The sequence below is a fragment of the Pseudomonas simiae genome (assembly GCF_000934565.1).
GTDB classification, from domain to species: Bacteria; Pseudomonadota; Gammaproteobacteria; order Pseudomonadales; family Pseudomonadaceae; genus Aquipseudomonas; species Aquipseudomonas simiae.
Genome location: NZ_CP010896.1, coordinates 2,763,387 through 2,775,244, shown reverse-complemented (window position 1 = coordinate 2,775,244; position 11,858 = coordinate 2,763,387). Strand labels below are relative to the sequence as shown.

General features: G+C 61.6%; 13 protein-coding genes. 9 read left to right on the top strand and 4 right to left on the bottom strand.

The features are described from left to right. Positions 1 to 4: 4 nt before the first annotated feature. From PF1751_RS12470 to PF1751_RS12460, 3 genes are all read right to left on the bottom strand, one after another. A complete protein-coding gene (locus PF1751_RS12470) occupies positions 5 to 487 on the bottom strand; it encodes a (2Fe-2S)-binding protein (protein WP_010210646.1) in 483 nt (160 codons plus the stop codon). Positions 488 to 660: 173 nt separating this feature from the next. After that, positions 661 to 1,095, bottom strand: coding sequence for a MarR family winged helix-turn-helix transcriptional regulator (locus PF1751_RS12465; protein ID WP_010210647.1), 435 nt, complete (start codon positions 1,093 to 1,095; stop codon positions 661 to 663). 151 nt (positions 1,096 to 1,246) lie between these two features. After that, positions 1,247 to 2,299 carry a 2,5-dihydroxypyridine 5,6-dioxygenase gene (locus PF1751_RS12460; RefSeq protein WP_042571190.1) on the bottom strand — a complete coding sequence of 351 codons (1,053 nt, stop codon included), beginning with the start codon at positions 2,297 to 2,299 and terminating at the stop codon, positions 1,247 to 1,249. Positions 2,300 to 2,607: 308 nt separating this feature from the next. On the opposite strand from PF1751_RS12460, the gene PF1751_RS12455 reads away from it, so the two are divergent. The 6 genes from PF1751_RS12455 (at position 2,608) to PF1751_RS12430 (ending at position 8,686) form a co-directional block, all read left to right on the top strand. Then, complete coding sequence (locus PF1751_RS12455; protein WP_010210651.1) at positions 2,608 to 3,741, top strand: FAD-dependent monooxygenase; 1,134 nt, start codon at positions 2,608 to 2,610, stop codon at positions 3,739 to 3,741. Continuing rightward, positions 3,738 to 4,535, top strand: a complete 798-nt coding sequence (locus tag PF1751_RS12450; RefSeq protein WP_010210654.1) for an alpha/beta fold hydrolase — start codon at positions 3,738 to 3,740, stop codon at positions 4,533 to 4,535. Before PF1751_RS12455 ends, PF1751_RS12450 begins: the two co-directional genes overlap by 4 nt. Before the next feature lie 14 nt (positions 4,536 to 4,549). Next, positions 4,550 to 5,302: a maleate cis-trans isomerase family protein gene (locus PF1751_RS12445; RefSeq protein ID WP_010210656.1), complete on the top strand. Its 753-nt coding sequence runs from the start codon at positions 4,550 to 4,552 to the stop codon at positions 5,300 to 5,302. A 13-nt stretch (positions 5,303 to 5,315) separates the two neighbouring features. Further along, entirely contained in the window at positions 5,316 to 5,948 is a 633-nt protein-coding gene (locus PF1751_RS12440; protein ID WP_044287083.1) for an N-carbamoylsarcosine amidohydrolase, read from the top strand. Positions 5,949 to 6,270: 322 nt separating this feature from the next. Continuing rightward, on the top strand, positions 6,271 to 7,581 hold the full coding sequence (locus PF1751_RS12435) for an MFS transporter (protein WP_010210658.1): 1,311 nt from the start codon (positions 6,271 to 6,273) through the stop codon (positions 7,579 to 7,581). Between the two features lie 28 nt (positions 7,582 to 7,609). Beyond that, a complete protein-coding gene (locus tag PF1751_RS12430) occupies positions 7,610 to 8,686 on the top strand; it encodes a nucleoside hydrolase (RefSeq protein ID WP_044287082.1) in 1,077 nt (358 codons plus the stop codon). Between the two features lie 64 nt (positions 8,687 to 8,750). On the opposite strand, the gene pdxR is transcribed toward PF1751_RS12430, so the two are convergent. Beyond that, on the bottom strand, positions 8,751 to 10,178 hold the full coding sequence (gene pdxR, locus PF1751_RS12425) for a MocR-like pyridoxine biosynthesis transcription factor PdxR (protein WP_044287081.1): 1,428 nt from the start codon (positions 10,176 to 10,178) through the stop codon (positions 8,751 to 8,753). Between the two features lie 131 nt (positions 10,179 to 10,309). Here pdxR and PF1751_RS12420 point away from each other — a divergent pair, with 131 nt between their 5' ends. From PF1751_RS12420 to PF1751_RS12410, 3 genes are read left to right on the top strand one after another with little or no spacing between them, the layout of a single operon-like run. Then, complete coding sequence (locus PF1751_RS12420; protein WP_044287080.1) at positions 10,310 to 10,783, top strand: carboxymuconolactone decarboxylase family protein; 474 nt, start codon at positions 10,310 to 10,312, stop codon at positions 10,781 to 10,783. After that, positions 10,780 to 11,220 (top strand): GNAT family N-acetyltransferase, encoded by a 441-nt coding sequence (locus tag PF1751_RS12415; RefSeq protein WP_042571192.1) that lies wholly within the window; start codon positions 10,780 to 10,782, stop codon positions 11,218 to 11,220. Before PF1751_RS12420 ends, PF1751_RS12415 begins: the two co-directional genes overlap by 4 nt. Next, complete coding sequence (locus PF1751_RS12410) at positions 11,217 to 11,810, top strand: FMN-dependent NADH-azoreductase (protein ID WP_044287079.1); 594 nt, start codon at positions 11,217 to 11,219, stop codon at positions 11,808 to 11,810. The genes PF1751_RS12415 and PF1751_RS12410 overlap by 4 nt, the downstream gene beginning before the upstream one ends. Positions 11,811 to 11,858: the final 48 nt, after the last annotated feature.

Sequence of the window (11,858 nt, the reverse complement as noted above, 5' to 3'; positions counted from 1 at the left end):
GTCATCAATCCACAGTCATCAGGCGGGCCGCACGCAACACCGCGCGCAGGATTTCGATATGGGTGCCGCAACGGCAGAGGTTGCCCGACAGCTCGTTGCGCACCTGCGCTTCGCTGGGGTTGGGGTTGCGGTCGAGCAAGGCCTTGGTGGTCATGATCATGCCGTTGAGGCAGTAGCCACATTGCGCGGCCTGCTCATCGATAAAGGCTTGTTGTACCGGGTGCGGCGCGTCGCGCGTGCCCAGGCCTTCAAGGGTGACAATCTCGCGGCCTACGGCCCCCGACAGCGGAAACACGCAGGAACGGGCCGCCACCCCATCGATGATCACGGTGCAGGCACCGCACTCCCCCAGGCCGCAGCCGTATTTGGGGCCATTGAGTTCCAGGTCATTGCGCAGCACCAGCAACAGCGGTGTGTCCGCCATGGCGCTGACGTCGCTTTTTCGCCCGTTGACTTCAAGCGTTACCGTGATGTGCTGGCTGATCATTCGCTTCGCCCGTAACAGTTGGTGAAGTAGGCACTACATGAAATAGTCAAAAAAAAGCGTCGCGGACCTGAGGTCTCACGACACACTTGACTGATGAAGTGGCTACTACATCAACTCAGAGCAAATTCGGTGCCATATTCCTGTTTCACCCCCTTCTGCGGGGGTGTGGCATGTCAGTCCTGCGGGTCGTCGATCATCTTGCGCAACAGGAACAGCACCGCGACCCTTTCGGCCGGGTTGAGATTGCTCATGGTCAATTCGCTGATCTGCGCGGCGCGCGGCGCGGTCTGGGCGACCAGTTCGGCGCCTGCCGGGGACAGGTCGACCACCACTTTGCGTTTATCCTGCGGGTCGGGTTCCAGGCTAATCAATTCCTTGGCCTTGAGGCGCTCGACGATACCGCGAATGGTCGCCTGATCCACGGCAGTGGCCTTGACCAGTTCCGTCAGGGAGCTTGCACCGTGATCGCGCAGTGCACACAAGGTGACGAACTGCACGGCGGTGAGCTGCGAGTCGCCGACATTCTGCTGAAAGATCGCCAGGTGGCGCTGGTAGGCCTTGCGCAGCAGGTGGCCAACTTGTTCAGAAAAGACGTAGGAATCAGGCACGGCGGGGCTCGGTGAGTGGCTGGCGATGGGGAAGCATGATGGCGGGCTTGCTGAACGGACTCAAGGCAATCGCTGAAGAAACCCTATCAAAATGTGGGAGCTGGCTTGCCTGCGAGCGCCCTCGCAGGCAAGCCAGCTCCCACATGGATGTTCAGCGAGCCAGGGATTCCACGGGGGCAACCACATCCCCTGCAATCACCACCGCTTCATCATCCAGGTACACATCGCAATGACGCAGCGGAATATCCATATGGCACGGCGTCTTGCGCGTCCCGCCCACCTCGGTGTTCGGCCCGGTAGAGAACAGGAAATTGCCATAGAACGCCCGCGCATCCATGCACATGCCGTCGTTCTTGTCATGCAAGCCCATGGCCGTCCACTGTGCCCGTGGTTGCAGGCCCCAGCCGATATGGGAAATGCCGTACACCTCGGGATCGTTGAAGTACTTCATGTAATCACGCAGGTATTCGGCCTCGAAACCACCGTGGATCTTGGTAATGAAGCCCTTCTCGATCTCCAGGGTGATCTTCTCGCGGGTGTAGGTCTTGAACGGCAGCAAAATGTCGCCGATGTCCAGCACCAGCACGCCCTCGGCGGTTTCTTCGTTGGGCCAGGAGAACAGGAAGCCACTCGGCCAATGATCCCAGCGTCCAGGCTCGTCGGCAAAACCGTATTCCGTCACTGACGGGTATTGCCCCAAGGCGGCGCGGAAGTCGCTGCCAGCGCGGGACTTTACGTGAATCGAACGCGCCTTTTTCAGCAACTGCTCGGCCGCCAGCACGCGCACTTTGTCCGCTTCGGTGGGCAGCATGCGCGCCAGTACTTCCGGCGGTTCCACCGCCAGCAGAATGCGCGTGCCGGTCTTGAGAATCTGTTCCTGCTCCGGCGAGTGCAGCAGCATCATGGTGTCGACGATCAAGTCGGCGGCCTCCAGGGCACGCTGGGCGGCGATATTGCCGGTGAGCGCGGTGTCGCCGCAGTAGGCGGTCATGTCGTTGCCCATTGCCCTGGGGTGGTTGAACGACGGCAACTCCACCGCATATACCTTGGCTCCCAAGCGCTGCGCGGCGTCCATCGCGGCTCGCACGGTGCGGGGGTCCGAGTAATGGCTCTTGAGCACGGCGACGCTCTGGGTCGGGTCGACCTTGGACAACTTCAACACGTGCTCAAACATCTGGGTCAGTTCGCAATCGCTTACCGGCATTTTCCTGTCTCCTGTGGGCCTGCACCAAGTTCAGGCAGCACGCCTCACTCTAGTGCATTTTTTATAGCGTATACGCCATTTAATAACGATAAGACCCGAATTACAGTCAGACTGCAAGCGGCGCGCAAAAACGTTACCTATCGAAACATACCCAGTATTTACAGACACAATAACGTTACACAGGACAATTATGGCCAAAAAATAAATTTGCGAAGGCGGGCTTCCCATTTTAAAAAATGAGCGTATACACTTTAAAAACCTTGCGGACAGACGCCGCCGAAAATCAAAAAGAGAGAGGAACACGCCCCATGGGAAGCACTCAGAAAATCGCCATCGTCGGCGCGGGCCTGGGCGGCGCCGCCGCTGCCACCCTGCTACAGCAAGCCGGCTTCGACGTTGATGTCTATGAGCAAGCGCCGGAGTTTTCCCGGTTGGGCGCGGGGATCCACATGGGCCCCAACATCATGAAAATCTTCCGCCGCATGGGCATCGAAAAGCAGCTTGACCTGATGGGCTCGCACCCCGAGCACTGGTTCAGCCGCTGCGGAGAAAGCGGCGACTACCTGTCACGCATCCCCCTCACCGGCTACGGGGCGTCCTACATCACCGTGCACCGTGGCGACCTGCATGCGCTGCAGATGTCCACCCTCAAGCCCGGCACCCTGCACTTCAACAAACGCTTGGAAAGCCTTGAGGAAACCGACACCCAGGTACGCCTGACCTTCGCCGACGGTCAGGTGACTTACGCGGACATCGTGATCGGCGCCGACGGCATCAACTCCAAGATCCGCGAAGTACTGCTGGGCGTGGAAAAGCCGCTGTACAGCGGCTGGGTCGCGCACCGTGCGCTGATCCGTGGCGACCAGCTCGCCAAATACGACCTCAAGTTCGAAGACTGCATCAAGTGGTGGACCGAAGACCGCCACATGATGGTCTACTACACCACCGGCAAGCGCGACGAGTACTACTACGTGACCGGTGTGCCCCATGCCGAATGGGACTTTCAGGGCGCGTTCGTCGACAGCAGCCGCGAAGAGATGTTCGACGCCTTCCAGGGCTACCACCCCACCGTCCAAGCCCTGATCGAATCCACCGAAAGCGTGACCAAGTGGCCGTTGCGCAATCGCAATCCGTTACCACTGTGGAGCCGTGGCCGCCTGGTGTTGCTCGGCGATGCCTGCCACCCGATGAAGCCGCACATGGCCCAGGGCGCCGGCATGGCCATTGAAGACGCCGCCATGCTCACCCGCTGCCTGCAGGAAACCGGCATCAGCGACTACCGCACAGCCTTTGAACTCTACGAGGCCAACCGCAAGGAGCGCGCGTCGCGCGTGCAGGCCGTGTCCAACGCCAATACCTGGCTGCGCACCCAGGAAGATCCGGCCTGGGTCTATGGCTATGACCTGTACGCCCAGGAACTGAAATCGGGGGTGGCCGCGTGAGTACCTTTCTCTACGGCGCCAACGTGCAGGCCAACGGTATTCGCCAGCACTACCTGCGTTATGGCGGCAAGGGCCCGGCGCTGATCCTGATCCCCGGCATTACCAGCCCGGCAATCACCTGGGGTTTTGTCGCCGAGCGCCTGGGGGCGCAGTTCGACACCTACGTGCTGGATGTGCGCGGTCGCGGCCTGTCCTCGACCGGTCCCGAGTTGGATTACAGCGCGGACACCTGCGCCGAGGACATTGGTGCCTTCGCCGATGCGCTGAACCTGGACAGCTACCACCTGATGGGCCACTCCATGGGGGCACGCTTTGCCGTGCGCAGTGCAGTGAAACACCCTGAAGGGGTGAAGCGTGTGGTGTTGATTGACCCTCCGGTCTCCGGTCCGGGCCGACGCGAATACCCGAGCAAGCTGCCGTGGTACGTCGACTCCATCCGCCAATCCCTGGTCGGCATGGACGCGGAGGCGATGCGCGCCTTCTGCGCCACGTGGACACCGGCACAACTGCAACTGCGCGCCGAATGGCTGCACACCTGCTACGAACCCGCCATCGTGCGAGCCTTCAATGACTTCCACGCGGTGGACTTCCACCACGACCTGCCCCACCTCAAGGCCCCTGCCCTGTTGATGGTGGCCGGACGCGGCGGCGTGATCCTCGATGAAGACATTGCCGAGATCCAGGACCTGCAACCCGGCATCCAGGTCGCCCGCGTGCCGAACGCAGGACACATGATTCCGTGGGATGACCTCGACGGTTTCTTTCTCGCCCTCGGCGATTTCCTCGAACAATAACAATGGAGAGCACCATGCAGAAGCCTTACCGCATCGGCCAGATCGTGCCGAGTTCCAACACCACCATGGAAACCGAGATCCCGGCGATGCTCACCGCGCGCCAGGCGATCCGTCCCGAGCGCTTCACCTTTCACTCCAGCCGCATGCGCATGAAGCAAGTACGCAAGGAAGAACTGGCGGCCATGGACGGCGAGTCCGACCGCTGTGCCGTCGAGCTGTCCGACGCCAAGGTCGATGTGCTGGGCTACGCCTGCCTGGTAGCGATCATGGCCATGGGCCTGGGCTATCACCGCAACTCCGAACAACGCCTGCGCAAAGCCACGGCCGACAACGACGCCAACGCCCCGGTCATCACCAGCGCCGGCGCCTTGATCGAAGGCCTGAAAGTGATGGGCGCCAAGCGTATCGCGATTGTCGCGCCGTACATGAAACCGCTGACCGAGTTGGTGGTGAACTACATCCGCGAAGAAGGCTTCGAGGTGGTGGATTGGCGCGCCCTGGAGATTCCCGACAACCTCGAAGTGGCCCGCCACGACCCGGCCAACCTGCCGGCCATCGTCGCCGGGATGAACCTGGAAGGCGTCGATGTGATCGTGCTGTCCGCCTGCGTGCAGATGCAGTCGCTGCCGGTGGTGGCCAAGGTCGAAGCGCAAACCGGCAAACCGGTACTCACCGCCGCCATTGCCACCACCTACGCGATGCTCAAGGCCCTGGACCTGGAACCCATCGTTCCCGGTGCCGGCGCCCTGCTCTCCGGCGCCTACTGAGGGGAGTGAAACGATGAGCGAACAATCCGCCGACGCCAACTACCAGGGCGTGTGGGGCAACCGCATCGGCTTTGGCAAGAAAGCCGCGCTGCTGATGATCGACTTCATGCAGGGCTACACCACCGAAGGCGCGCCGCTGTTCGCGCCGGGTGTAGTCACGGCCGTGGCCGAAAGCGTGGAACTGCTGGCCACCGCGCGCCTGCACGGGATTGCAGTGGTGCACACCAATATCCGCTACCATCCCGGCCATTTCGTCGATGGCGGGATCTGGGTGAAAAAAGCCCCGGTGATGAAAGACATGGTCGAAGGCAACCCACTCGCCGCGTTCTGTGCCGAGGTGTTGCCACTGGACGAGGAAGTCGTCATCACCAAACAGTACGCCAGTGCGTTTTTCGGCAGCAGCCTGGCGCCGATGCTGCATGCACAGAGCATCGACACCGTGGTGCTGGCAGGCTGTTCCACCAGCGGCTGCATCCGCGCCACGGCGGTGGATGCGGTGCAACACGGGTTTCGCACCATCGTCGTGCGCGAATGCGTCGGCGATCGACACCCCGCGCCCCATGAAGCCAACCTGTTCGATATCGACAGCAAATATGGCGACGTGGTGAGCAAGCAGGAGGCGATGCGCAAGTTCAGGGAGCAATAAGACGTTATTAAGAACTGCGCCATAGAGCGCGGTCTTGCACAAAACTGAGGCCCGGCCTTGGAACGCATTCAAATGTGGCAACCGATCCCTGTGGGAGCCGGTCTGGCCCGCGATGCAGACGCTGCGGTGTATCAGTGACACCGCGCCGATGCCATCGCTGGCCAGCCAGTACCTACCTAAGCCCGGTTTCCCTATGGATCGCCTCCAACAGGCCCTCCTCAGTCTTCTGACACTGCCTTTGGAAGTCGCTTCTACAGCACTCCGAAGTGCTGGAACAAAAGCGGCTGTATAAAAACCATAAGTCACCGCCAGGAGACACCCAATGCCCATTGCGAATGCAGCGCCCGCGACCACCGTCGCCGACCCGGTCAACACGCTTTACCACAAGATCACCTGGAAGCTGATTCCCTTCCTGTGCTTCTGCTACCTGGCCGCCTACCTGGACCGCATCAACATCGGCTTCGCCAAACTGCAGATGCTCGACCAATTACAGTTCAGCGAAACCGCGTTCGGTCTCGGTGCCGGGCTGTTCTTTGTCGGTTATATCCTGTTCGAAGTACCGAGCAACCTGGTGCTGGAACGGGTCGGCGCAAAGATCTGGATCGCGCGCATCATGATCACCTGGGGCCTGCTCTCGGCCTGCACCATGCTGGTCACCTCCACCACCCAGTTCTACATCCTGCGTTTTCTGCTCGGCGCTGCCGAAGCGGGCTTTTTGCCGGGTGTCCTGTACTACCTGACCACTTGGTTTCCCACCCACCGACGCGGGCGCATCATTGCGCTGTTCATGATCGGCCTGCCGCTCTCCAGCGTGATCGGTGGCCCACTGTCCGGCTGGATCATGGGCCACTTCGACCACATGGGCGGCCTGCGTGGCTGGCAGTGGCTGTTCCTGATCGAAGCGGTGCCCAGCGTCTTGCTTGGCGTGCTGACCTTCTGGGCCCTGCCCAACACCTACCAGCAAGCCAAATGGCTGTCGGATGAGGAAAAGGCCCTGCTGGACACCGAACTGCGCAAGGACGATGCCGAAGGCTCCGCCAGCAAGCACAGCTTCCGCGACGGCTTCTTCAACCTCAAGGTATGGATGCTCGGCGGTATCGACTTCTCGATCCTGCTCAGCGCCTACGCCATGGGCTTCTGGATGCCGACCTTCATCCGCAACGCCGGGGTCACCGACACGTTCCATATCGGCGTGCTCACCGCCTTGCCAAGCGTCGCCGCCCTGCTCGGCATGCTGCTGATCGGCGCCAGCTCGGACAAACACCGCGAACGCCGCTGGCACATCATCGTGCCGTTTTTCATCGGCGCGGCGGCCATGGCCACGAGCACCTTCTTCACCCATAACGTGGTGGCCACGGTGGTGCTGTTCGCGATTGCTTCGGCGGCGATCATCGGCGCCGTGCCGGTGTTCTTCAGCCTGCCGGCGACCTTTCTCAAAGGCACCGCGGCGGCCACCGGCTTTGCCCTGGCCTGTTCGGTGGCGAATATCGCCGGCCTGGTCAGCAACTCATTGATGGGCGTTGCGATCGACGTCACAGGCAGCAGCGCCGGTGCCTTGTGGTTTTTCGCGGGCTGCCTGATCCTCAGCAGCTTCCTGGTCATCGCCTTGCCGGCGAAACTGGTGAACCGTTGATAACAACAATTTTTTCGGAAGACTCACCATGCAAGGCTTCTTGAAACGCTGTGCGCTGCTTGTTGCGGTCGGTCTGTGTGCCGGCACCGCGCAGGCGGCGGAAAAGGTCATCTTCGATACCGATTTCAACGTGCTCAACGATGACGGTCAGGCCTTCATCATGCTTGCCCAGTTGCATGCGCAAAAACGCATCGAGCTGCTGGGCATGACCCTGGTCAGCGGCAACGCCTGGGTCGATCAGGAGCAGGTCGACGCCCTGAAGGCCGTGGAACGCATGGGCGTGGATAAAGAGGTCGGCGTCTACTCCGGCGCCGCCTACCCGCTGCTGCACGACTACGCCACCTACGAGGCAGAAAAAGCGCTGTTCGGCTCCGGCTGGCCGGGGGCGTTCAAAAACCCGCGCCCCACATCACCCTCACAATTGGTCGCACCACCGGACGGCCTGGCCACCCACACGAAACTGCGCAAGGAGGCCGCCGCGCAGTTCATTGTCGACAGCGTGCGCGCCAACCCGCACCAGGTGACGATCCTCGCCGTCGGCCCGCTGACCAACGTCGCCCTGGCGATTCGTTCGGCGCCGGATATCGTGCCGCTGATCAAACGCATCGTGTACATGGGCGGCGCCCTGGAAATTCCGGGCAATACCACGCCGGCGGCGGAGTTCAACTGGTGGTTCGACCCGGAGGCGGCGAAGATCGTGTTGCGCTCGCCGATCGAACACGTGATTTTCCCCAATGATGTGTGCGAGAAAGTCACCTTCGACAAAACGGTGTACCAGCGCGTGACTGCACAGAAAGGCGCGATTGCCGACCTGTACACGCATGAGTTCGGGCCGTTGTTCGACAAGGACCCGAGCTACCACAGCTTCACTTGGGACAGCTTGCCGGCGCTGTACCTGGTCAACCCTGGGATCGTCACCGAATCCCGCGAGCTGTGGGTGGATGTGGACGCCACGTTTGGCGCGGACTACGGTCGCGCACTGGGCTACCCGAAAGGCGCGCCCGTCGGCACGCAGAAGGCCAAGGTAGTGTTCGGCGTGGACCAGAAGAAATTCTGGGATGGCTACGTCAACCTTGTGACCCTGCCGACACCGGTCAAGCACTGACCGGTTGCGCGCTCCCACCGTGCGTGGGAGCGCTGTTCTCGCAACCTGCCAGCGCGGGGCCGCCTTAGAGCCGACCGATTCTTTCTGACGAACCCGCCCCTACAGTAGCCGTTGTTACCAGAGGAACGGATAGATACTCAGCAATCACCGCACGCAAAACCTGAGCAACCACCACAGCGTCCGAAGCAGAAGCCACATTCGTGAACCCCATCAACACCCCCTGCCCCTGCCCACCTTCCAACGTCCAGGCAGACAACGCCTTAACCCCCAACCCCGCCCGCTCAGCCGCCTCAGCCACCGCCCAATCCGGCACATCCACCACCAACCGCGCCAGCAAATTAATCCCTCCCGCTTGCTCATCCACCCGCAAGAACGCTCCGCAATGCAGCCGCAACGCCTCTACCAGATACCCCCGACGCTGCGCATACAACTGCCGCATCTTCTTCAAATGCCGAGTGAAATGCCCTTGTTCCAAAAAGTCCGCTGCGGTCAATTGCAACAACTGCGCACTCCGCTGTTGCAACACCCGAGCCCCCTGCTCAAACCTAGCCAGCAGCGCCGCGGGCACCACCAGATACCCCAACCGCAACCCCGGAAACAGCATCTTGCTGAAACTCCCGGCATAGATCACCCGATCATCCCCATCCTGACGCTTGAGTGCCGCCAATGGCTGCCCGCGATAGCGAAACTCACTGTCGTAGTCATCTTCCACCACCCAACTGCCCTGCTCCCGCGCCCACGCCAGCAACGCCCGTCGCCGCGCCGGGCTCAGCGCAACACCCAGCGGGCTCTGGTGCGCCGGTGTGACAACCGCCAACCGTGCCTCACGTCCGCGCGAAATACCCTGCTCAACATCCAGCCCATCACGGTCCACCGGTACCGGCACCAGCTCCACACCCTGATGAATCAACAACTGGCGCGCATGCAGATACCCAGGGTCTTCAAACCAGCACCGCTGCCCTGCCATCGCCAATGCTTCACACACCAGCGTCAGGCCCCCCGCGTATCCGGCACACACAAACACGTGTTGCGGCGTGCACTCCACGCCCCGGTACAACGCCAGGTAGCTGGCTATCGCCACACGCAGCGCCTGGGTGCCGCGCTCATCGCCCATCGCCAGGCTGTTCGCGTCGGTGCGGCGCACTTGCTGGGTCACCAGCCGCGCCCACAGCTTGCGAGGGAAAGCATCCAAGGCCGGCAGGCCCATTTGCAGCGGCAAAGGGCCCGAAGTCACTGGCAGCGCAGCCGGCATGGGTTTCATCGGTACCTGCGGCAGCGCCTCGGCAATCACCGTCCCCGCTTGCCCGCGCGCCTCGAAAAAGCCCTCGCTGACCAGCAACTGATACGCCGCCTCCACCGTGCCTCGCGCCACTTTGAGTTCCTGCGCCATCGCCCGCACCGAGGGCACGCGCTCGCCGGGGCGCAACTGCCCCTGATCGATAGCCTGGCGAAAGCGTCGGTAGATTTCCTGGTATTTGGGCAGTGACGACATCGCGATTGGCTCGACGGGAAGACAGCACGAAGTCTGATCATGTCCCAACCCACTTGTCCAATCATGCCCCTGTCCGCCCAGCCGACCCACCATGAAAATGGCGCATCCCTTCACCGTCACAAGGATCGCCCATGAACCACCGACTCGATTACGCCCAGGCCGCGCCCGCCGGCTACAAAGCCCTGGGTTCGGTGCACAGTTACATCCACGGCTGCGGCCTGGAAAAAGAACTGATCGACCTGGTGTACCTGCGCGTCTCGCAACTCAATGGCTGCGCTTATTGCCTGGACAGTCACTCCCGCGACTTGCTCAAGCTCGGCGTGAGCCTGGAAAAAATCATGCTGTTGGCCGCCTGGCGCGAAGGTCTGCCGCTGTTCACCCCACGTGAACGTGCCGCCCTGGCTTGGGCCGAGGTGGTCACCCCGGTGGCGCAAACCCAGGTGCCGGATGCTGACTATGCAAACGTCGCGGCGGCATTCAGTGAGAAGGAAATCGCCGACCTGACCCTGGCCATTGCCTTGATGAATGCCCTGAATCGCGTCGCCATCAGCTTTCGCAAAGTACCGGCGGCGGTCAAGGCACACCTGGAGAACCAAAAACCATGAATGAACATGTCGAATTTGCCCAGATGGAAACCCAGGCCGATCTGATTGCCAGCTTCGCGGTGATGCAACAGCTGCGCCCTCACCTCACCGACGCCACGGCGTTTGCCGAGCAAATCCAGCGCCAACGGCAAAACGGCTACCGCCTGCTGGCCGCACGCGAAAATGGCAACGTGATGGGTCTGGCCGGCTACCGGTTGACCGAAAACACCCTGTACGGCCGGTTTATCTACGTGGATGACCTAGTGGTAGACGCCACATTGCAACGGCGGCGCCTGGGTGAACAACTGCTGGACCGGGTGCGCGAGGAATCCCGCGCCCGTGGCTATCGCTGGCTGGTACTGGACACCGGCATGCATATGGCCCTGGCCCAGCGCTTCTATTTCCGCCAGGGCCTACTGCCCCTGGGCATGCACTTTTCCCAGGACCTGAGCCAATGACCCGGGCCCTGCTCCTCAGTTTCAGCCCCCACGGCAAGGCCGCGCAGACCTTCAAACTGGCCCGTGCACTGTTGCGCGACCTGGTCCCCGACGCCGAGTTGACCGAGCGCGACTATGGCAGCCAAGCACTGCCACCCTTGACCCGTGAATATGCCAACGCGCTGACCACACCCGGCGGACTCGGCAGCAGCGCCACGGCACTCTCGGAACAATTAATCGTTGAACTGGAGGCCTGCGACCTGCTGATCCTGTGCACTCCCGTGCATAATTTCACCGTGCCGGCGGCGCTCAAGACCTGGATCGACCATGTGGTGCGCATCCAGCGCAGTTTTACGGTGAATGAACAGTTCGCCAAAGTCGGCTTGCTGCAAGACCGGCGCACCTTTGTGCTGGTCAGTTCGGGTAACGCCCGCAAGGGTCATGAGCCGGATTTTCTGACGCCGTACATGAGCACCATCCTGTCTACAGTGGGCATTCACGCGGTGGATTTCGTCTACTTGCCGGCCATGGTGCGCGGTGAAGAAGCCGTCAATCGCGCCCTGGAACAGGCACACCGGCAACTTGCGGTGGCAATCAGCTCTGGCCTATAAAAATAATGGCGCTAGAATCAGCGCCATTCCTGCACCTGACGCCTTGAT